Origin of the sequence: Brevibacterium sp. RIT 803, assembly GCF_016892625.1 — a bacterium.
GTDB lineage: Bacteria > Actinomycetota > Actinomycetes > Actinomycetales > Brevibacteriaceae > Brevibacterium.
In genome coordinates this window covers 117,738-137,811 of sequence record NZ_JAFEMW010000004.1, presented here as the reverse complement: position 1 = coordinate 137,811, position 20,074 = coordinate 117,738, and the positions used below count along the sequence as shown (strand labels likewise).

General features: G+C 64.3%; 20 protein-coding genes. 16 read left to right on the top strand and 4 right to left on the bottom strand.

Annotated elements, in window-relative coordinates; translation table 11 throughout:
- Positions 1–47: 47 nt before the first annotated feature.
- The 14 genes from JTF07_RS13740 (at position 48) to ccsB (ending at position 14,486) form a co-directional block, all read left to right on the top strand.
- On the top strand, positions 48–1,253 hold the full coding sequence (locus tag JTF07_RS13740; protein WP_204235129.1) for an acetoin utilization protein AcuC: 1,206 nt from the start codon (positions 48–50) through the stop codon (positions 1,251–1,253).
- Positions 1,254–1,471: 218 nt separating this feature from the next.
- Entirely contained in the window at positions 1,472–1,570 is a 99-nt protein-coding gene (locus tag JTF07_RS13735) for a 30S ribosomal protein bS22 (RefSeq protein WP_009882927.1), read from the top strand.
- A gap of 75 nt (positions 1,571–1,645) precedes the next feature.
- Entirely contained in the window at positions 1,646–1,891 is a 246-nt protein-coding gene (locus JTF07_RS13730; protein ID WP_204234804.1) for a glutaredoxin family protein, read from the top strand.
- Between the two features lie 27 nt (positions 1,892–1,918).
- Positions 1,919–2,614: a redox-sensing transcriptional repressor Rex gene (locus tag JTF07_RS13725; protein WP_143922016.1), complete on the top strand. Its 696-nt coding sequence runs from the start codon at positions 1,919–1,921 to the stop codon at positions 2,612–2,614.
- Complete coding sequence (gene hemA / locus JTF07_RS13720; protein WP_204234803.1) at positions 2,611–5,088, top strand: glutamyl-tRNA reductase; 2,478 nt, start codon at positions 2,611–2,613, stop codon at positions 5,086–5,088. The genes JTF07_RS13725 and hemA overlap by 4 nt, the downstream gene beginning before the upstream one ends.
- A complete protein-coding gene (locus JTF07_RS13715; RefSeq protein WP_204234802.1) occupies positions 5,085–6,677 on the top strand; it encodes a bifunctional uroporphyrinogen-III C-methyltransferase/uroporphyrinogen-III synthase in 1,593 nt (530 codons plus the stop codon). The genes hemA and JTF07_RS13715 overlap by 4 nt, the downstream gene beginning before the upstream one ends.
- A 1-nt stretch (position 6,678) precedes the next feature.
- Positions 6,679–7,683 carry a porphobilinogen synthase gene (hemB, locus tag JTF07_RS13710; RefSeq protein WP_204234801.1) on the top strand — a complete coding sequence of 335 codons (1,005 nt, stop codon included), beginning with the start codon at positions 6,679–6,681 and terminating at the stop codon, positions 7,681–7,683.
- Positions 7,683–8,198 (top strand): MarR family winged helix-turn-helix transcriptional regulator, encoded by a 516-nt coding sequence (locus JTF07_RS13705; protein ID WP_204234800.1) that lies wholly within the window; start codon positions 7,683–7,685, stop codon positions 8,196–8,198. Before hemB ends, JTF07_RS13705 begins: the two co-directional genes overlap by 1 nt.
- A gap of 62 nt (positions 8,199–8,260) precedes the next feature.
- The gene (gene hemL / locus JTF07_RS13700; protein WP_204234799.1) at positions 8,261–9,598 is read left to right on the top strand and encodes a glutamate-1-semialdehyde 2,1-aminomutase; all 1,338 of its coding nucleotides are present in this window, start codon (positions 8,261–8,263) and stop codon (positions 9,596–9,598) included.
- On the top strand, positions 9,598–10,239 hold the full coding sequence (locus tag JTF07_RS13695) for a histidine phosphatase family protein (protein WP_204234798.1): 642 nt from the start codon (positions 9,598–9,600) through the stop codon (positions 10,237–10,239). Before hemL ends, JTF07_RS13695 begins: the two co-directional genes overlap by 1 nt.
- On the top strand, positions 10,236–10,850 hold the full coding sequence (locus JTF07_RS13690) for a TlpA family protein disulfide reductase (RefSeq protein WP_252199823.1): 615 nt from the start codon (positions 10,236–10,238) through the stop codon (positions 10,848–10,850). The genes JTF07_RS13695 and JTF07_RS13690 overlap by 4 nt, the downstream gene beginning before the upstream one ends.
- 5 nt (positions 10,851–10,855) lie before the next feature.
- The gene (locus JTF07_RS13685; RefSeq protein WP_204235127.1) at positions 10,856–11,611 is read left to right on the top strand and encodes a cytochrome c biogenesis CcdA family protein; all 756 of its coding nucleotides are present in this window, start codon (positions 10,856–10,858) and stop codon (positions 11,609–11,611) included.
- Positions 11,611–13,236 (top strand): cytochrome c biogenesis protein ResB, encoded by a 1,626-nt coding sequence (gene resB, locus JTF07_RS13680; RefSeq protein ID WP_353843973.1) that lies wholly within the window; start codon positions 11,611–11,613, stop codon positions 13,234–13,236. The genes JTF07_RS13685 and resB overlap by 1 nt, the downstream gene beginning before the upstream one ends.
- 242 nt (positions 13,237–13,478) lie before the next feature.
- Positions 13,479–14,486: a c-type cytochrome biogenesis protein CcsB gene (gene ccsB / locus JTF07_RS13675; RefSeq protein WP_204234797.1), complete on the top strand. Its 1,008-nt coding sequence runs from the start codon at positions 13,479–13,481 to the stop codon at positions 14,484–14,486.
- Positions 14,487–14,936: 450 nt separating this feature from the next.
- Here the strand turns inward: ccsB and JTF07_RS13670 are convergent, their stop codons facing one another.
- The gene (locus JTF07_RS13670) at positions 14,937–15,377 is read right to left on the bottom strand and encodes a PLD nuclease N-terminal domain-containing protein (RefSeq protein ID WP_204234796.1); all 441 of its coding nucleotides are present in this window, start codon (positions 15,375–15,377) and stop codon (positions 14,937–14,939) included.
- A gap of 84 nt (positions 15,378–15,461) precedes the next feature.
- On the opposite strand from JTF07_RS13670, the gene JTF07_RS13665 reads away from it, so the two are divergent.
- Positions 15,462–15,728, top strand: a complete 267-nt coding sequence (locus JTF07_RS13665; RefSeq protein ID WP_204234795.1) for a DUF4229 domain-containing protein — start codon at positions 15,462–15,464, stop codon at positions 15,726–15,728.
- A 25-nt stretch (positions 15,729–15,753) separates the two neighbouring features.
- Here JTF07_RS13665 and JTF07_RS13660 read toward each other — a convergent pair whose 3' ends face one another.
- Genes JTF07_RS13660 through JTF07_RS13650 form a run of 3 tightly spaced genes read right to left on the bottom strand, consistent with a single transcriptional unit; the run spans position 15,754 to position 18,915 of the window.
- A complete protein-coding gene (locus tag JTF07_RS13660; protein ID WP_204234794.1) occupies positions 15,754–16,686 on the bottom strand; it encodes a 1,4-dihydroxy-2-naphthoate polyprenyltransferase in 933 nt (310 codons plus the stop codon).
- Positions 16,687–16,739: 53 nt separating this feature from the next.
- Positions 16,740–17,984, bottom strand: a complete 1,245-nt coding sequence (locus JTF07_RS13655) for an AMP-binding protein (RefSeq protein WP_204234793.1) — start codon at positions 17,982–17,984, stop codon at positions 16,740–16,742.
- Positions 17,985–17,997: 13 nt separating this feature from the next.
- Positions 17,998–18,915, bottom strand: coding sequence for a 1,4-dihydroxy-2-naphthoyl-CoA synthase (locus JTF07_RS13650; protein WP_204234792.1), 918 nt, complete (start codon positions 18,913–18,915; stop codon positions 17,998–18,000).
- A 44-nt stretch (positions 18,916–18,959) separates the two neighbouring features.
- Here JTF07_RS13650 and JTF07_RS13645 point away from each other — a divergent pair, with 44 nt between their 5' ends.
- Positions 18,960–20,069, top strand: a complete 1,110-nt coding sequence (locus JTF07_RS13645; protein WP_204234791.1) for an o-succinylbenzoate synthase — start codon at positions 18,960–18,962, stop codon at positions 20,067–20,069.
- Positions 20,070–20,074: the final 5 nt, after the last annotated feature.

The window sequence follows — 20,074 nt, the reverse complement described above, 5'->3', positions numbered from 1 at the left end:
AGATCCCGAAGCGTGCGAATCTCCGTAGGTGAGCTGTGCCATATAGCATGGTGCTCATGGCCGATAGCGATGTATATGTCGTCTGGGACGACGCGGTGACCGGGTACAACTTCGGTCCCAGCCATCCCATGCACCCCCTCAGACTTGATCTGACTGCGAAGTTGGCCATGGACTTCGGCCTCTTCGATGCCGACAACGTTCATATCCACGGCATCGGTGGGGTCGAAGAGGACACGCTGGCGAATCTCCATGATGCGGACTTCATCGCCGCGGTGAAGAAGGTCGGCGCCGGCGCCGACCTCAGCGATGAGGAAGCGAAGAAGTACGGCATCGGCACCGAGGATGTTCCCGGATTCGACAACATGCATGCCGCCTCGGCGATGCTGTTCCAGGGCTCGGTGGACTCGGCGCGGGCGATCATCTCCGGGGACTACTCCCACGCCGTGAACTTCACCGGCGGAATGCACCATGCGATGCCCGATCACGCCAGTGGGTTCTGCGTGTACAACGACATCGCCGGGGCCATCACCGAATTCCTCAAAGCGGGATACGAACGCATCGCCTACATCGACCTCGACGCCCACCACGGGGACGGCGTTGAGAAGTTCTTCTGGGACGACCCTCGAGTGCTCACGGTCTCGATGCACGAATCGGGGAAGTTCCTCTTCCCCGGCTCCGGCTTCCCCGCCGAGATCGGCGGACTCCGCGCGGCCGCCTCGGCGGCGAACATCGCACTGCCTCCGCGCACGCTCGACGCGGAATGGCTGCGGGCCTTCGACGCGACGATCCCCGCGATCATCGGCGGATTCGAACCGCAGGTCATCATCTCCCAGCACGGCTGCGACGGACACCGCAGCGACCCGCTGACACACATGCGACTGAGCGTCGATGCGATGCGGGTGGCCACCGAATGGGTCCGCGACCTGGCCGCCGAATACACCGACGGAAAATGGCTGGCGACCGGGGGAGGGGGCTACGCGATCATCGACGTGGTGCCCCGAGCCTGGACCAATGTGCTCGCGATCTCCGCAGGGCTCGACATCGATCCAGGTGCCCGCATTCCGGGCCGCTGGGCCAACTACGCGCAGACGAAGACCGGGCGGGAAGCGCCCCTGTCGATGACCGATGGATTCGATGGCACATTCACCCGCTGGTCCAACGGGTTCGACCCCGAATCCGAACTCGACCGCGCCGTGATGGGCACCCGCAAGAACCTGTTCCCGTTCTTCGGCCTCGACGCCTATTTCGACTGAAGCCAGTCGCCTATTTCGACTGAAGTCGGCCGCCTGCTTCCACTGAGGCTTGCGTCCCCCGTGATCGCGAGACCGCCAATCCGCGGATCGTGCCAGTAGGGCTGTGGATCTGGACACAGTTTTGGGAAAGCAGAGGCCCAAGCGATAGAATTGCACGGTTAGTTCAAAGGGTGGGCACCAGATGTTCACCTCCACCGACGATCACAAGGGGTACCCGCGTGGGCTCAGTCATCAAGAAGCGCCGCAAGCGTATGTCGAAGAAGAAGCACCGTAAGCAGCTTCGCAAGACACGTCACCAGCGTCGCAACAAGAAGTAAGACCGGACACGGTCCTACGCCCCCGCTCGAATCTGAATTCGGCGGGGTTTGTTGTCGCCCGATGAGGAGTGCGCAGTGGTCACATTGACCTTCCTGACACGCGCCGACTGCCACCTGTGCGAGATCGCAAGGGATACCATCGCCGAGGCTGTGGCCGGCAGAGACGTCAGCGTGAGTGAGATCGACATCGATACCGATGATGATCTTGCCGGACAGTACGGCTGGGATGTCCCAGTGGTCCTGCTCAACGGCCGGCAGCACAGCTTCCATCGGGTCGATTCGGGCCGGCTGTCGAGAGCACTTGAGGCTCTGGGCGCATGAGATCGTTTGAAGGAGTGACGCGTTTTCGTGGGCGAGATTCTGTCCGCCAACAGCATTGAGGGTGTCGTCCGAAAGGACGTGCCCGAACGCGTCATCTCCCGACTCCCGATCTACCTGCAGACGGTTGAGACGATCGCTGCAACGGGTCAGTCAACGATCTCCTCGGAGGCGTTGGCGGCCCGCAGCGGTGTGTCGTCGTCGATTCTGCGCAAGGACCTGTCCCAGCTGGGACGCTCGGGTCGGCGCGGGGTCGGCTACTCCTGTGAGGATCTCGCCTCGACTCTGCGCACATTCCTCGGTCTCGACCGGTCGCGCACCGTTGCCATCATCGGCGCCGGTCGCCTGGGCTCAGCCCTGGCAGACTACGCAGGATTCAAACGCCGCGGACTTTCACTCACCGCAATCTTCGACACCGATGAGGCCAAGATCGGAACCGTGATCGGTACTCTGCCGGTCTCAGACCTCACCGAACTTGCCACCTGGCCCGAGGACATCGACCTCGTCGTCATGGCAGTACCCGCGTCCGCGGCACCGGCGGCGGCTCATATCGCCGCCGAGGCAGGCGTGCGCGGGATCCTGAACTTCGCACCCACCGTGCTCGACGCTCCGGATTCGATCCGAGTGCATCAAGTCGATCTGGCCAGTGAGCTGCAAGTACTCGCATACTATTCGGCGCTAGATTCGGCACCGCTCAACCCAGGTTTTGAGGAGCACAGGAATTGACTCTCTTGGTTCTCGGCATTTCCCATCAGTCGGCCCCGATCGACATGTTGGACGCCCTCGCATTCGGCACCGGTGAGGTCGGAGCACTGCGCGCCGACGCTTTGGCCGGCGACAATGTGGAGGGACTCGCGGTTCTCTCGACGTGCAACCGCCTGGAGCTCATCGCCGATGTCACCGCCTTCCACGGAGGACTTGCCGATCTCGGCAATGCCCTTGTCTCCTCCATCGACAAGGAATGGCAGGACATCGCCGGGCACTTCTACGCCCACTACGATGCTCAAGCCCTGGAGCACCTGCTCAAAGTCTCCTGCGGTCTTGATTCGATGGCGATCGGCGAAGCCCAGATCCTGGGACAGCTGCGCTCGACATTCACCGAGTCGCTGTCGGCCGGAGCACTGACCTCCGACCTCTCGCATGCACTGCAGCAGAGCCTGCGGGTGGGCAAAAGAGCGCATTCGGAGACCGGGCTCGACGAGGTCGCCCGCTCGCTCTTCAGCGCCGCACTCGAAGCCGCCCAGGCCCACATCGGATCTCTGCGGGCCGCGAATGCGCTGGTCATCGGTGCCGGAGCCATGTCGGGCCTTGTCGTTTCGAGCCTGCACAAGGAGGGCGTGGCGCAGACCACGGTGCTCAACAGGACCGTGGACAAAGCAGAGCGCCTCGTCGCCGAAGTGGGCGGACGCGCCCGCGAACTGACCTCCCGAATCCTCGCCGAGGAGATCGCCGACGCCGACCTCATCATCTCCTGCACCGGTGCCCGGGAAGTCGTGGTCACCCGTGAGGACATACAGGCCGGTCTGTCCCAGAATCCCAAAGGAGCAGCGAACAAGGCCTTCGTCGACCTCGCCCTGCCCCACGACATCGACCCCACGGTGCGCGAGTTCGAACACGTCGCGCTCTTCGGTCTCGCCGAGATCCGGACCATGCTCACCAGCTCCGCGAACCAGCGTGACGCTGCGGTCGTCGAAACCGTCGAGTCGGTGCGTGCGATCATTCAGGAGGAGCTGGCCAAGCTCGAGTCCGGTGCCAAGGAACGATCGGTCGCCCCCACAGTCACGGCGCTGCGCAGCCACGCCAAGGATGTGCTCGCCGCGGAGACGAAGCGCCTGGAGAAGAAGATCGGCGCCGATGTCGATGACAAGGCCTTCGCTGAGATCCGCAAGTCCCTGCACCGTGTGGCAGAGAAGCTGATCCACACGCCGACGGTCAAGGTCAAGGAACTGGCCGTCACCGACTCCGACGTCGACTACGCGCAGGCGCTGATGCAGCTCTTCGACCTGCCGACGAACAAGGTCGCCCACTCGATCGCGAAGCCAGAGACCAAGATCGCCACGGCCTCGAGCGCGAATCACGTTGAGGCCGACGGTGTGCGTCCCGTTGCCGACCACACCCTCGACATCGTCGAACCCGAGCACTTCTCCGGTCGCACGATCCGCTTGGGCACCCGCCGCTCGAAGCTCGCACGCTCCCAGTCCACGGCGATCGCCCACCAGCTGGCGGCACTGACCGGCTGGCGCGTCGAGATCGTCGAGGTTGTGACCGAGGGCGATGTCAACATGTCGCCCCTGACCGGATTCGGCGGCACCGGCGTCTTCGTCTCCGCCGTCCGGCAGGCACTGCATCAGGGAAAGATCGACATCGCAGTGCATTCGCTGAAGGACCTGCCCACCACCCCCGAGGTCGGCATCCAGATGGCTGCGATCCCGCCCCGGGTCGACCCTGCCGATGTCCTCATCGGCAGAGACGGTCTGAGCTTTGCGGATCTGCCCGCAGGCAGCGTCGTCGGCACCGGCTCCCCGCGCCGTGCGGTGCAGCTGCGCGCCGCGAGACCCGATATCGAGGTCCGCGGGGTCCGCGGAAACGTCGATACACGCATCGCCCACGTCCGTGACGGACGGCTCGACGCGGTCGTGCTGGCCGCGGCCGGTGTCCGCCGTATCGGCCGCTTGGCCGAGGCCACCGATTCCCTCGACTTCGATACGATGCTTCCCGCCCCCGGGCAGGGAGCCCTGGCCGTTGAGACGCGGGGAGCAGACAGCCCCTTCGCCCTCGACAACGAGGTCATGGCAGCCGATGCCGAGGTCCGCGATCAGCTCAAGCGCCTCCATGATGAGGCCACCGACCTGGCCGTGACCTGCGAGCGGGCGATCCTGTCCCGAGCGGAGGCCGGATGTTCTGCCCCCATCGGTGCGCTGGCCACAATCCAGGGATCGGACTTCGTCGTCGACGCGGTCATGGCCGATGACGACGGAAACCTCGCCCGCACTCGCCAGAGCGCCCCGCTGCCCATGACTCCGGACGTGGATCTGGACTCGGGCAGCGCGAATCAGCTGTCGATCACAGGCAAGGAGCTCGCTCGGCTCGCCGATGAACTCGGCACCGCAGCGGCAGAAGATCTGCTGGGACAGCTCGGCATTGATCCCGCTCAGTCCGCGGATCACCTCACCCCTGTCAAAGTCCAGGAGCAGGTATGACCACCGGCCAGGTTCAGCCCCGACGTCTTCTGCCCGTCTCACCCCGCGTCGTGTTCATCGGCAGCGGCCCCGGTGAGTCGGGTCTGATGACGATCCGCGGCGCCGACATCCTCGCAAACGCCGAGATCGTCGTCTACGACACCCACGTGCATTCAGAGATCGTGACCGCCTACGTGCCGCAGGCCACTGAGATCATCGAGGCTGCTCAGCTCGGTGCTACGGCCTCGACACGGGGACGCAAGCTGGCCGAACTGGCTCGCCCAGACAAGACTGTGGTGCGGCTGAGTTCCGATGACGGCATCCTGTTCACGACGACGACAGCAGAGGCCGCGGTGTGCCGCCAGGCCGACGTCGACGTCGAGATCGTGCCCGGAGTCGGACTGTCGGCGGCGACTTCCGCCTACACCGGCACCGCGCTGACGACGAACCGAGTGCGTTCGGTCCGTTTCATCGAGGCAGGCCCGCAGACCCACGTCGACGTCTCCCGGCACCGCAACACCACCCACGTGCTCACGGGCACGACAGCCGATCATGAACAGGCGATCCGCGCTCTGCTCGACGACGGCTGGGATGAGGATACGAAGGTGCTCCTGGGCTGGGGCATCTCCACAACTGATCAGGCGAGTGTGGAGACCACCTTGGGGCAGGCCTTGACGATGGCCCAGTCCGGCGGAGATCGTATGGTGGTCATCATGGGACAGGGAGTGGAATCGCGAGGTGCACTCAGCTGGTTCGAGACCAAGCCGCTCTTCGGATGGCAGGTCCTCATCCCGAGGACGAAGGAGCAGGGCACCTCCACCGCCGAGGCGCTGGGGGAACTGGGTGCTGTCGGCACCGTTGTCCCCACGATCGCCGTTCAGCCCCCGCGCACGCCGACTCAGATGGAGAAGGCGATCCGGGGCCTCGTCGACGGATCCTACGAATGGGTGGGCTTCACCTCGGTCAACGCCGTCCGCGCCGTGCGCATGTGGTTCGAGGACTTCGGTCTGGACTCCCGCTCACTCTCCGGTGTCAAGGTTGCGGCCGTCGGCGGTCGGACCGCCGCCTCACTTATCGACTGGGGCATCACCCCCGACCTCGTTCCCGACGGAGAGCACTCGGCCCGTGGCCTCGCTGCGGCCTGGCCGGACTACGTCGATGACATCGACCCCATGAACACGGTGTTGCTGCCGCGCGCCGACATCGCCACCGAGGTGCTCGTGGCCGGACTCCTGGAGAAGGGCTGGGACCCGGACGATGTCACGGCCTACCGCACCGTGCGCGCCTCTCCGCCTCCGGCTCCCATCCGAGAGGCCATCAAGGCCGGTGACTTCGACGCCTTCCTCTTCACATCCTCCTCCACGGTGCGCAACCTCGTCGGGATTGCCGGAAAGCCGGCAGCCACCTCGGTGATCTGCTGCATCGGACCTGCCACGGCGAACACCGCGGCCGAACATGGCCTGCGAGTCGACGTCCTCGCCGAGGAAGCCAACCTCACCTCCCTCATCGACGGATTGGTCGAATTCGCGATGTCCGCACGCGAAGACGACCTGGCGGCGGGAACCACCCCGACGCGCCCCAGCCAGAAACGCCGCAGAAAGAAGGCCTGACATGACTTTGGTCCCCGGAACCGTTCGGCCCCGCCGCCTGCGGACGACACCGGCCCTGCGCCGGCTCGTCTCCGAGTCGCGCCTGCACCCGGCCGATCTCATCCTGCCCATGTTCGTCAAGGAGACGCTGAGCGAACCGGCACCGCTGACCAGCATGCCCGGCGTCGTCCAGCACACCCTTGATTCCCTGCTTGAGGCGGCCAACGAGGCTGTGGACGCCGGAGTCGGCGGACTGATGCTGTTCGGAATTCCGGAGCACAAGGACAATGACGGCTCCCAGGCTGATGATCCTGAGGGCATCCTCAATCGAGCGTTGACGCTGCTGCGGGACAACCTCGGCGATACGACGGTCATCATGGCCGATCTGTGCCTCGACGAGTTCACCTCTCACGGACACTGCGGAGTCCTCGATTCCGCGGGCGGCGTCGACAACGACGCAACACTGACGCGCTATGCCTCCATGGCTGTGGCGCAGGCTCGCGCCGGAGCCCACGTGGTGGGACTGTCGGGGATGATGGACGGTCAGGTCGCGGCCTGCCGGGAGGCACTGGACCTCGAAGGCTTCACCGACGTGGTCGTGATGGCCTACTCCGCGAAATATGCTTCGGCGTTCTTCGGTCCGTTCCGTGAGGCCGTGGATTCGGAGCTCCAAGGCGACCGCAAGACCTACCAGCAGGACCCAGCGAACGGCCGCGAAGCCATGCGCGAACTCGACCTTGACCTGGCCGAAGGTGCCGACATCGTCATGGTCAAGCCCGGCATGCCCTACCTTGACGTCCTCGCCGAGGTGGCTTGTGAGTCGCCGGTGCCCGTGTGGGCCTACCAGGTGTCGGGGGAGTACGCGATGATCGAATTCGCGGCCTCCGCCGGAGCCATCGAACGCGAACGCGCCATCGAGGAATCCCTCATCGCCTTCAAGCGGGCCGGAGCCGACGCGATCCTCACCTACTGGGCTACAGAGGTCGCGCAGCGACTGACCTCGCAGACGCAGGACGGTGCACTCTGATGAGCGAACCACGATGGCTCAGCGGTCCCGATCAGAGAGCCTGGAGAAGTTATCTCACCGGGTCACAGCTGCTGACCACGCAGCTGGACAAGGAACTGCGGGAGCACCACAACATCGGCATGCCCGAATACGAGATCCTGGTCCGGCTGAGCGAACATGAGAACCGGACGATGCGCATGGCTCTGCTCGCGATGGACACGACGATGTCGCGTTCGCGTCTGACGCACAGTGTGGCTCGGATGGAGAAGAAAGGGCTCCTTAAGCGCTTCTCGATTCCCGAAGACGGACGCGGAGTCAACTGCCAGATGACCGATGCCGGCTGGGAGCTGCTCGTGACAATGGCTCCCACACATGTGGAAAGCGTCCGTGCCCACCTCGTCGACCTGCTCGAGCCAGAGGAGATGGCGACCCTGGGGCGCGTGTTCGGCAAGGTCACCGCCCACATGCGTGAGATCGGCGAGGGGCCAGTCGATTCACCACCGATCGATGCCGAACCTTCGACGTCAGCGGACTGAGCTCACCGACTCGACTAATATCTGAACCGACCACCGATCCGGCGACCTCTTCAGGAGAACCCATGAAACACGAGACTGCGAAGTCGGCCGCGCTGTTCGAGCGCGCCGAACATGTCATCCCCGGTGGAGTGAACTCACCGGTGCGGGCCTTCAAAGCCGTCGGAGGCACCCCGCGCTTCATCACCTCGGCGACCGGAGCATGGCTGCGCGACGCCGACGGCAATGACTACATCGACCTCATCGGTTCGTGGGGTCCCATGATCATGGGCCACTCCCGCCCCGAAGTGGTCGCGGCTGTGCAGGAAGCCGCCGTCAAGGGCTTCTCCTTCGGCACCCCGTCAACCGGCGAGGTCGAACTTGCCGAAGAGATCGTCGCCCGCGTCGAGCCCGTTGACCAGGTCCGGCTCGTGTCCTCGGGCACCGAGGCGACCATGAGCGCCATCCGATTGGCCCGCGGATACACGGGTCGGGCGAAGATCGTGAAATTCGCCGGGTGCTACCACGGTCACGTCGACGCGCTTCTGGCCCAGGCCGGATCCGGTCTGGCGACCTTCTCCCTGCCCGACACCCCGGGTGTGACCGGGGCACAGGCCTCGGACACGATCGTCGTCGACTACAACGACGCTGCCGCCTTGGAGACCGTCTTCGCCGAACACGGTGATGAGATCGCCTGCGTCATCACAGAAGCGAGCCCGGGCAACATGGGCGTCGTGCCTCCTCGCGACGGCTTCACCAACACCATCCGCAGCCTGACCAAAGCCCACGGTGCTCTGATGATCAGCGACGAAGTGATGACAGGCTTCCGCGTCTCGGCCGCAGGCTGGTACGGCTATGAGGCCGATTCACTCGGCTACCCGGAGGGACCCGCAGACCTGTTCACCTTCGGCAAGGTCATGGGCGGCGGCTTCCCGGCCGCGGCCTTCGGCGGACGGGCCGACGTGATGGAGCATCTGGCACCGACAGGCCCGGTCTACCAGGCGGGAACCCTGTCCGGAAACCCCGTGGCCACTGCCGCCGGCCTGACCACGCTGAAGCTGACGACCGAACTCGATGTGTACTCACACATCTCCCGCGCTGCGGACATTCTGCGGCCCGCAGTCGCCTCTGCGCTGGAGGTTGAAGGTGTGGCACACACCATTCAGTCGGCGAATTCGATGTTCTCCGTCTTCTTCACCGACCAAGAGGTCACCAACTACGACGACGCCCGGAGACAGAACGTCGAACGCTACTCCGCGTTCTTCAACGCCATGTTGGATGCGGGCATCCACATGCCGCCGAGCGCTTTCGAAGCCTGGTTCCTCTCCTACGCTCACACCGATGAGATCCTCGATCGGATCATCTCGGCACTGCCGGCCGCAGCCAAGGCGGCAGCGAGTGTACCGAACACGCAGGGGAACTGATGACGACGATCCACCTGGTCAGGCACGGGGAGGTCGACAATCCGGAGGGCATCCTCTACGGACGGCTGCCGAAATTCGGTCTGACCGAACGCGGCCATGAGATGGCCCGACGGGTCGGCGATCACTTCGCGGCAGCCTCGGCGCCCCCGGTCGAGCTCGTGTGCTCCCCGCTGCTGCGGGCGCAGCAGACGATCACGCCGCTGCGCCAGCGACTCGAGCTGCCGGTCTTCACCGATGACCGCGTGATCGAAGCCGCGAATTCTTTCGAAGGCCAGAAGGTCAACGGTCGAAGGTTGGCCGAACCGCGCAATCTGCTGCGGCTGTACAACCCGCTGACACCCTCCTGGGGTGAGCCCTACAAACAGATCGTTCTGCGGATGCACGCAGCCATGGCCAGCCTGCGCACAAAGCTCGCTAAGCACGGTCCCGAGGCCGAGGGCGTCATCGTCTCCCATCAGCTTCCGATCTGGATGACACGCTTGGCAGGTGAGGAGCGCTCGCTCGTCCACGACCCTCGGAAACGGGAGTGTGACCTGGCATCTATCACCAGTTTCACATTCGAATCGTCCACACTTGTATCCGTGAGTTACGAGAGCATCTGTGCAGATCTGCAGCCCGGGCAAGCGGTGGCCGGAGCATGAATGCCCGCCCCAATCGGTTCAACCGCACCAACCCGATGAACCGGCGCACCCTCCTGACCGGACTGGTCGCTGGCACCGCTGTGGTTCTCAGCGCATGCAGTGAGAATGACGAACTAGCTGATCAGGCCGGATCCGATCAGGGATATGTCTCCGGCTCCGGTGTCGTGTCCCAGGTGGCCAAGGATAAACGCGGTGAGCCTCTGGAACTGAACTTCGAGACACTCGACGGGAAGCCGATGTCGCTGGCCGAACTCCGGCCCACCCCGGTCGTCATCAACCTCTGGTACGCGGCCTGCCCACCGTGCCGGAAGGAAGCCCCGGCTCTGAAGTCCCTGGCCGAGGAATTCGGTGATGAGGTCCAGTTCCTCGGCGTCAATGTCCGCGACCAGGAGGCCGCAGCCAACGCCTTCGTCTCGAACTACCAGATTCCCTACGCGAACATGCTCGACACCAACGGCGACATGGTGGCTCTGCTCTCGGGGGTTCTTCCGCCGCAGGCCACACCCTCCACCGTCGTCCTCGACGCGAAGGGGCGCGTCGCAGCTCGAGTCGTCGGAGAGGTCGATGAGTCGACGCTCAAAGGACTCATCGAGGACGTGCAGGCGGAGTGAGTGGAATCGGGGCGGACTTCGCCCAGACGGTTCTCGACGGGCCGCTTCTTCTGGCCGCCGGCGCGGCCGCACTGGCCGGACTCGTCTCCTTCGCCTCACCCTGCGTGCTACCGCTGGTCCCCGGCTATGTCGGCTATGTCACCGGGTTGAGCGGATCCTCCCTCAAGGACAAAGAGACCTGGCGGGTCGTCGTCGGGATCGCACTGTTCGTTCTCGGATTCACCATCATCTTCGTCCTGCTGGGGACAGGATTCTCGGCCCTGGGCGCTCTGTTCTCACAGTGGCAGGGCCTGCTCATCCGGATCCTCGGCGTTGTCGTCATCATCGCCGGCTTCGTGTTCATGGGTGGCTTCGGCCTGCTCCAGACCGAGCACCGGATCCGGGCTCGTCCTCAGGCAGGGCTCTGGGGTGCGCCCGTGCTCGGCGCCACCTTCGCCCTCGGCTGGGCTCCGTGCGTGGGCCCGACGTTGTCGGCAGTTCTGTCGATGTCGGTGAGCTTCGGCGGCGAGGGAACGATCTGGCGCGGCGCACTGTTGGCGTTCGTCTACTGCCTGGGGCTGGGCGTTCCCTTCATTCTCCTGGCGGTGGCGATCCACAAGGGTGCAGGCCGCCTGACGTGGGTGCGCAGGCACCAGACGGCGATCGTCCGTGCCGGCGGCATCATGCTCATCGTGTTGGGCGTTCTCATGGCCTCGGGGCTGTGGAACGCGTGGATGACCTCTCTGCAGGGTCTGATCTATGATTTCGAAGTGGTGATCTAGTGGCGAAGAAGACCGCCGACAAGAAGGCTGACAACAGCAAACAGGTGGGCAGCCACAAGTCCGGTGTGACCCAGCCGCAGCTGGGGTTCATCGGCATGTGCCGGTGGGCGTGGCGTCAGCTGACGACGATGCGGGTGGCACTGATCCTCCTCCTCGTCTTGGCTTTGGCCGCGATCCCGGGTTCCCTGCTGCCGCAGCGCATTCAGGATCCGGGCCGGGTCACCACGTTCCTCGACGCCAACGGTGCGTGGGGGCAGTTCCTCGACACGATCCAGATGTTCGACGTGTACTCCTCGATCTGGTTCTCCGCGATCTACCTCCTCCTCATGATCTCGTTGATCGGCTGCGTGATCCCACGCTCGGCCCAGCATTGGAAGGCCATGCGTTCGGCCCCACCCAAGGCGCCGAGGCGGTTGGGTCGGATGCCAGGATACGAAGCCTTCACCTCGGCGACCGGATCCGCCGAATCGCGCGAAGCTGCAGACCAGGACTTCCTCGACACCGCCCAAGCCCGGCTGAAGAAGCTTGGCTACCGCACCGTGCGCCACGACGATCATGTCGCCGCCGAACGCGGCTACCTGCGCGAGACCGGCAACCTGGTCTTCCATATCGCCCTCCTCGTCGCAACGCTGACGATGGCGATCGGATCCCTGTTCGGCTATGAGGGCCAGCGGATCCTCGTCGAGGGGGAGACCTTCACGAATTCTCTGGTCGCCTACGATTCGTTCGAACCGGGCTCATATTACGACGCCAACAACCTGCCGGATTTCCGGCTCAAGCTCGACAGCTTCGAATCCACCTTCGACGATCAGGCTCCGGGCAGCCAGTTCGGCCAGCCCCGGACCTTCGATGCGAAGGTCACGGCCACAGCTGATGGCAAGAGCGAGAAGCACACGTTGCGCGTCAATGAACCCGTGCGTGTCGGTGGGACGGGCGTATACCTGACCGGAAACGGCTACGCTCCGGAGGTCACGGTCAAGGACGCCAAGGGCCAAGCCGTGCAATCCGGCCCGCAGGTGTTCATCCCCGACGGCGGAGACCCGGGATATACCTCCGAAGGCGTCATCAAGGTACCCGACGCCGCGGGAACTCAGATGGGCTTCGTCGGTGTGTTCCTGCCGACGGCAACTCAGAACGAGAACGGCGAACTGGTCTCGAGCTTCGCCGAACTGCGCAATCCCTACCTCGTGATGAGCGGGTACACCGGTGACCTCGGCCTTGACGATGGAACGCCGCAGTCGGTGTACACGATCGATGCCGAGAACATGACTGAGATGACCGATGCCACTGGCAACCCGCTGCTCATCCAACTCGCCGAGGGAGAGACCCAGAAGCTGCCCGACGGCGGATCGGTGACCTTCGACGGGGTCAAACGCTACATCGCCGTCGACATCTCCCAGGACCCGACACAGGGCCTGATGCTCGTCAGCGCGATCGCCGTGCTGCTGGGTCTTGGTCTGTCCCTGTTCATCCCACGCCGACGAATGTGGGTGCGCATCAAGGACGGCAAGGCCGAAGTTGCGGCTCTGGCCCGCGGTGAGGACCAGTTGGTCGAACGGGCTGCGAAGGACCTCGCGAAGGACCTCGCCGAGGAACCCGACGAAGATTCCGACCAACGGAAGTGAGGAACCAGACGAACTGGACTGACGATACTGACGAGCGGTAGACCGCGGATCGGAGCGTCCAGGATCGGAGCGCCAGGGTCGGATAGCCCGAGATCGGAATGCCTGAGGAGACGAATGATTCGCTTTAGGTACTACGCGGAGTAGAATTGTCGCGGGTCGGCCCGATCAGGGCTGTCCTGGCACAGCAACATCACAGCAACACCCACGACGCAATGGAAGAGCACCGCTGGTGCGGAGGATGTATGGACGTCAACACTGACCTCGCAATGTGGTCGAACCAGCTCATCATCTCGGCGATGGTCGTCTACGCCGTCGCTATGATCTTCTATGCCTTCGACTTGTTCGGTGGGCGCGAACTCAAGCAGTCCGAAGCCGGTGCGACGAGTGCCGCGAAGCCCTCGAATGTGCGACGCACGAACAGGAAGGCCACCACGGCACTCCTCGACCCGCCGCAGACGGACGTTTCGGCTGAGATCTCGGCCGGAACAGGCAAGGAGAAGCCTCGGCGCGGGGCAAGGATCGGCACCTCGCTCCTCGTCCTCGCTGCCCTTCTTCACGTGGCCGCTGTGCTCACTCGCGCGCTGTCGGTGATGCGTGTGCCGTGGGGCAACATGATGGAATACGTCCTCACAGCCACCGTGATCACCGTCATCGTCTTCCTCATCGTCAATGTGAAGAAGGACATCCGCTACCTGGGAACGATCGTGGCCGGAGGAGTGCTCCTGTGCTTGGGCCTGGCCATTACGGTTTTCTACACACCAGCCGCGAAGCTCATCCCGGCGCTCGACTCGTACTGGATCGCCATCCACGTACCCATCGCAATTCTGTCGACTTCGCTGCTCTACATCTCCGCGATCCTCGCCGTGTTCCAGATCCTGAAGAACTCACAGGAGACCAAGGACCCGAAGTGGCTGCGGTTCATGCGTCGGATGCCCGCAAGCATCGACCTGGAACGGTTCTCCTACACGATAGCCGCGGTCGGATTCATCACGTGGACGTTCACCCTCATTGCCGGCGCCATCTGGGCCGAGGTGGCTTGGAGCCGCTACTGGGGCTGGGACTCGAAGGAAATCTGGACATTCGTCGTCTGGGTCATCTACGCCGCGTACCTGCATGCCCGCGCCACACGCGGTTGGGGTCCGACAAAGGTCGCAGTGCTCAACCTCATCGGCATCGCCACGGTGATCTTCAACTTCACCGTCGTCAACATGTACTTCAACGGACTGCACTCGTACTCGGGACTCGGCTGATGTGCAGTCAGGGCCGCACAGCAGCCTGAGCCGAGCCGCAGCAAGCACTGAATTGCAGCCGGCGCCGAGTTGCAGCAAGCGCCGAGTTGCAGCAAGCGCCGAGTTGCAGCAAGCGCCGAGTTGCAGGCGGCGCCGAAGCAGATCACACCTGAGGTACGCCGTTCCAGGGCTGGTCTCCGGGCCATGCGTTCAGAGATTCCAATGAACTGCAGAGAGCCCCTCGCGCAGTCCAATGTCTGTGCACAGTCGATCAGAGTTCAACACGCTGCATGGGCGTGTGCATGAGCCTCAGAGCAAGCGCATTCAGGGACGCTGCTGAGCCTGCTGAGTGCGAGGCAACCGGCTCAACGTGAGCCAACGGGGTCCGCTGAGTCTCAGTCCGCGGCCTGCTCAGCCTCAGTCCGGGGCCGGCTCAGCGTCAGTCAGACGAGAGAGAGTGCAGACCCGCGCTCAGTTCGAGTGGCCGCGTCCGTCTCCGGTGGATCCGCCCGAACCGTGTTCGTCGGTGTCGGCGGATTGCGTGTCGGAATCGGCAGAGGCATCGTCGCCGACGTCATCTGCCGCGCCGGGGGTCTTGTCCTCGGGCTTCTGCGCCTCGGGAGCGTGCTTTCCCAACTTGACGTCGCGATCGACTTTGCGCAGATAGTCATCGTCATCGTCCGGGGCGCTGGGGCCCCGCTGACGAGGCGCTGCTGAGGGCTTGTCCTCAGTACCGCGGCCGAAGACGTACCAGAGGACGAAGCCGATCACGGGGATCAGCACAATGATGATCGCCCACACGGGTTTGGGCAGGACTCGGATCAGACCACGATCGCGCAGAAGGCAATCGAAGAGTCCGTACAGTGTGACCGCTGCCGCCAGGACGATCGCGGCAATGAGTAATCGAGCCATACACCCAGGATAGTCCACTAACCTGAACACCCGCCCACACGGCCAGTGATGAATCACTGATGTGGACGGACTAAAATAGGTGCAATGCGCAACTTCTGGATCTATACATTGGCTCGTCTGGGCATCATCGTCGCCGTTGGGCTGATTCTGCAGCCATTCCTCGGGTTCAACCTCGTGATGGCGATGGCTGCAATCGTCATCGGAGCTATCCTCAGCTACCTCTTTTTGGGTGGCATGCGCGCAAAAGTGGCCGAGGATATCGAGAAGCGCGTTGCGAAGCGGGAAACAGCGTCTCAGCGCAAGAACGTCGACGAGGATGCGGAAGACCGTATCGTCGACGAAGGAAACTGAGTCAGACTACAGCGCCAGGCCTGGTCTACAGCGCCAGGCCCAGGCCCATCAGGGCGGAGAAGGCCAGAGCGGTCAGCCCCGTCGATTTGATCGGTGGGATGAGCCCGGGGCCCGTGGTTCCACGCAGCACCGTCTTCAACGGGTTGAGGGCGGGCACCAGCGCGAGGATGGCAAGTGCTACGGCCGGATGACCGTCGAGGATTGCCAGGATCAGCAGTGCGAAGGGCACGAGCACGAGGCCGGCAAATGCGATCCGGGAGCGGTTGTCGCCGAGGCGAACAGCCAGGGTGATCTTGTCGGCTTCGATGTCGGTGGGGATGTCGCGCAGGTTGTTGACCATGAGCACCGCCGAGGCGAGCGAACCGATGGCAATCGCACCGGCCCAGCCGCTGAGGCTGAGTCCGCCGACCTGCATCCACATCGTGCCCAGCGTGGCCACCAGGCCGAAGAAGACGAAGACGAACACCTCGCCCAGCCCCATGTACCCGTAGGGCTTCTTGCCGCCCGTGTAGAACCAGGCGGCTGCCACGGCGGCGGCGCCGACGATGAGGAACCACCACGCCTGTGAGATGAGGACGAGCACGATTCCGGCGACCCCGGCGATGCCGAAGAACAGGAAAGCCGCACGCTTGACCGCGCTCGGCTCGGCGAGGCCCGTCGCCGTGAGACGCACGGGACCGACGCGGACATCGTCGGTGCCGCGGACGCCGTCGGAATAGTCGTTGGCGAAGTTCGACCCGATCTGCAAGCAGAGGGAGACGAGGAGGGCGAGCACCGCTCGGAGGAAGATCTGCGGCAGCGAATGGTCATGGCCGTTGCGCGTGTAGTCGCCGATGATGAAGGAGGTGAAGCCGCCGACGGAGCCGATTGCCGCGCCCGTGCCGATGAGAACAGGGGCAAGAGCCAGCGGCAATGTTCGTAGTCGGGCTCCGGAGATCCACTGCGCGGCAGTTGCCATTGGGCGGGATACCTTCCTCATAAGAATTCGAACCGTCTCATATTACCGATAGTTCACTTGTTAGGGTATTCGGGCGGTGGAGCTCTGTGATTCTTCGTCTCAGCCAGCTCGGCGGCAAGCCGGGCCGCAGCCTGTCGGTCGGGTTTGCCGATCGACCGGTTGGGGATCTCAGCGACGGGAAAGACCAGCCGAGGCAGCAGCTGCCCGTGCATTCCATGGTCGAGTCCGCCCAGGCTGCGCGCGAACTCACGCGGTGATCCCATGGACCCGGCCACGGGGTCGGGCACCTGATCATCGATGCGGACGAGGGCGACGAGCAGTTTGCCCCACTCCTCATCGGGCACCCAGGTCACGAGCACCTCGGCGATCCCATAGTGCTGCCAGGTGGGCAGCAGTCCGGTCTCAAGGGCATGAGGCGAGACGTTCGTGCCCCCGGAGACGATGATGTCATCGGCGCGGCCGAGCACCGTGAGCACCCCTTCGTCGAGTCGACCCAGATCGCTCGTGTGAATGGTCCGTGTGCCGTCATCGTCGGTGGTCAGGCCCGGGGTGTCGGCGGGGCCGATGCGGCCCTCCGCAGTGATCTCGACGTAGGAATCGGCCACGACGCGACCGCGCAGGTCGATCGTCGAGGACTCGGTGATCGTGATCTCGACACCATCGAAGGGAACGCCGTTGTACACGCACCCACCTGCGGTCTCGCTCATCCCGTAGGTGCGCACGATGTGCAGGCCCCGTGCATCGGCGCGTTCGAGCAGGGCCGGCGATATCGCGGAGCCGCCGAGGAGGATGGCGACGAACTTCTCTGCAGCGAAAGTGGCCCGCTCATCGGCAAGGATCCGGTGCAGCTGAGTGGGCACCAGTGAAGTGTAGGTCGGCCGATCGCCGGATCGTGCGAACAGCCGCTGCGCCTCCTCGGCGAAGGAACCTGCGGTGAATGTCGCCGAGGTGGTCCTGATCGGTTCCCGTCCTGCGAGCCGGGCGCGCAGCTCCACCTGGAACCCGGCAATGTGGTTGATGGGCAGGCTCAGGTGCCAGTCGCCGGGTCCGGACAGGGATCGTTCGGTGGCCCGTGCCGAGGTGGTCAGCGCCTCGGCGGACAGAGCGACGGCCTTGGCCGTGCCCGTCGAACCAGAGGTGAAGAGCACCAGCGCCGGCGCCCGGCCAGCACCCGTCCACTGACTGGGAGCCACCTCGGTGATGGCAGCTTCACGCGTACGGGGCAGGATGAGGATCGAGCGGCCGTCCAAGGCTCGATCGATTGCACCGGGCAGATCCGCAACGGGCTGTGCGTTCATGTGGCGGGGACGCTCAGTAGTACCAGGGGTAGGGGGACCAGTCGGGGTCGCGTTTGTCCAGGAAGGAGTCACGACCTTCGACCGCCTCGTCGGTCATGTAGCCCAGACGGGTAGCCTCACCTGCGAAGACCTGCTGGCCCATGAGACCGTCATCAACGAGGTTGAATGCGAATTTCAGCATCCGCTGGGCGTTGGGGGACTTGCCGAGGATCTCCTTGGCCATGGTCAGGGCTGCGGTCTCAAGATCTTCGTGGTCGACGACCTCGTTGACGGCGCCCATGTCAGCCATGTCCTGGGCCGAGTAGGTACGGCCGAGGAAGAAGATCTCGCGCGCCTTCTTCTGTCCGACCATCTTCGCCAGATAGGCAGAGCCGTAGCCGGCGTCATAGGAGCCGACATCGGCATCAGTCTGTTTGAACTTCGCATGCTGGCGCGAGGCAATCGTCATGTCGCAGACGACATGGAGGCTGTGGCCTCCGCCTGCAGCCCAACCCGGGACGACGGCGATGACGACCTTGGGCATGGTGCGGATGAGTCGTTGGACCTCGAGGATGTGGAGGCGGCCGGCACGAGCCGGGTCCACGGACTCGCGAGTCTCCCCGGAGGCGTACTGGTAGCCCGAACGGCCGCGGATGCGCTGGTCGCCGCCGGAGCAGAAGGCCCAGCCGCCGTCGCGTGAGCTGGGGCCATTGCCAGTGAGCAGGACCGCGCCGACGTCCGAGGTCTGGCGGGCGTGGTCGAGGGCTCGATAGAGCTCGTCGACGGTGTGGGGGCGGAAGGCATTGCGGATATCGGGACGGTCGAAGGCGATGCGCACGCAGCCAAGGTCAGTGCCGTCGGGTTTGACCGCGCGGTGATAGGTGATGTCGGTGAAGTCGAATCCGGAGACTTCACGCCACTGGGAGGGGTCAAAGATTTCAGAAACCGTCATGGCCTCAACCTTATCGCCTGTCACCGGACCGATATGGTTGCTCCATGGCTGATACGGAGCAGATCCCCGAGTCGATCGTTGAACTCGTGCCGAATTTCCAGGTTCTCAGACTCCCCATGGTCACCCGGTTCCGGGGGATAACCGAGCGTGAGATCCTTCTCTTCGAAGGCCCCGATGGGTGGGCGGAGTTCTCCCCTTTCACCGAATACGATGCAGCCGAATCCTCACGCTGGCTGCGAGCCGCTCTCGAATTCGCGGGACTGCTGCCGGGAGCCGCCGAGACTGGATCCAGTGCCGTCGGTCAGTCGATTGACACCTCCGCTCAGTCAGCTGCCGCCGTCCGATCCGTAGCCGTCAACGCGACCCTGCCCGCATGCGCAACCTCCGAAGTCGAGTCGATCCTGGCCCGCTACGGACCCGTCAGCACAGTCAAGGCGAAGGTGGCCGAACATGGCATCGACTCACTGCCCGGTGACGTGGAGCGGCTGCGAGAGTTTCGGCGCCTGTTTCCCTCAACGGCGCTGAGACTCGATGCGAATGCCGGCTATACGCTGCCCGAGGCGCTCAGAGCCTGCACCGAGTTCGCGGAATTCGACCTCCAGTACTTCGAGCAGCCCGTCGCGGCCGTTGAAGACATGGCGCGGCTGCGCGAGAAGCTCGATGGACTGCCTGTCATCCTGGCCGCTGATGAGTCGATTCGCAAGGCCGAGGATCCCCTACGAGTGGCAGAGCTGGGAGCCGCCGAGGTTGTCATCGTCAAGGTCCAGCCGCTGGGTGGGATCGCTGCCGCACGATCGATCATCGAAGCCTGCGGTCTGCCGGCTGTTGTGTCATCGGCATTGGAGTCATCAGTCGGATTGGCCGCTGGTGCCCAGCTGGCGGTTACGCTGCCGCGCACGCCTATGAGCCGGGAAATCCTCGGTGAGCATCCGGCCTGCGGTCTGGGTACTGGGAGGCTCTTCGTCGAGGATGTGGTGAGCGCGGATCTCAGCCTGAGACCTGTCGACGGTCAGATCCCGGTGACGCGAATCGTCCCGGACCCACAGCGCCTGGAGCGGCTGGCGGTGGATCCGGGACGATTCGACTGGTGGTCGACGCGACTGCAGGAGTGCTGGAGCGCTCTGCGGCCGTCGCTGCTCAGTTCGCGTTCTTGAGACCG

Coding starts and splice junctions, on each gene's coding strand:
- JTF07_RS13645 (WP_204234791.1), top strand. CDS start 18,960: ATGGCTGATACGGAGCAGATCCCCGAGTCGATCGTTGAACTCGTGCCG.
- JTF07_RS13690 (WP_252199823.1), top strand. CDS start 10,236: ATGAATGCCCGCCCCAATCGGTTCAACCGCACCAACCCGATGAACCGG.
- hemL (WP_204234799.1), top strand. CDS start 8,261: ATGAAACACGAGACTGCGAAGTCGGCCGCGCTGTTCGAGCGCGCCGAA.
- JTF07_RS13740 (WP_204235129.1), top strand. CDS start 48: ATGGTGCTCATGGCCGATAGCGATGTATATGTCGTCTGGGACGACGCG.
- ccsB (WP_204234797.1), top strand. CDS start 13,479: ATGGACGTCAACACTGACCTCGCAATGTGGTCGAACCAGCTCATCATC.
- hemB (WP_204234801.1), top strand. CDS start 6,679: ATGACTTTGGTCCCCGGAACCGTTCGGCCCCGCCGCCTGCGGACGACA.
- JTF07_RS13670 (WP_204234796.1), bottom strand. CDS start 15,377: ATGGCTCGATTACTCATTGCCGCGATCGTCCTGGCGGCAGCGGTCACA.
- JTF07_RS13650 (WP_204234792.1), bottom strand. CDS start 18,915: ATGACGGTTTCTGAAATCTTTGACCCCTCCCAGTGGCGTGAAGTCTCC.
- JTF07_RS13715 (WP_204234802.1), top strand. CDS start 5,085: ATGACCACCGGCCAGGTTCAGCCCCGACGTCTTCTGCCCGTCTCACCC.
- JTF07_RS13695 (WP_204234798.1), top strand. CDS start 9,598: ATGACGACGATCCACCTGGTCAGGCACGGGGAGGTCGACAATCCGGAG.
- JTF07_RS13665 (WP_204234795.1), top strand. CDS start 15,462: ATGCGCAACTTCTGGATCTATACATTGGCTCGTCTGGGCATCATCGTC.
- JTF07_RS13705 (WP_204234800.1), top strand. CDS start 7,683: ATGAGCGAACCACGATGGCTCAGCGGTCCCGATCAGAGAGCCTGGAGA.
- JTF07_RS13655 (WP_204234793.1), bottom strand. CDS start 17,984: ATGAACGCACAGCCCGTTGCGGATCTGCCCGGTGCAATCGATCGAGCC.
- JTF07_RS13660 (WP_204234794.1), bottom strand. CDS start 16,686: ATGGCAACTGCCGCGCAGTGGATCTCCGGAGCCCGACTACGAACATTG.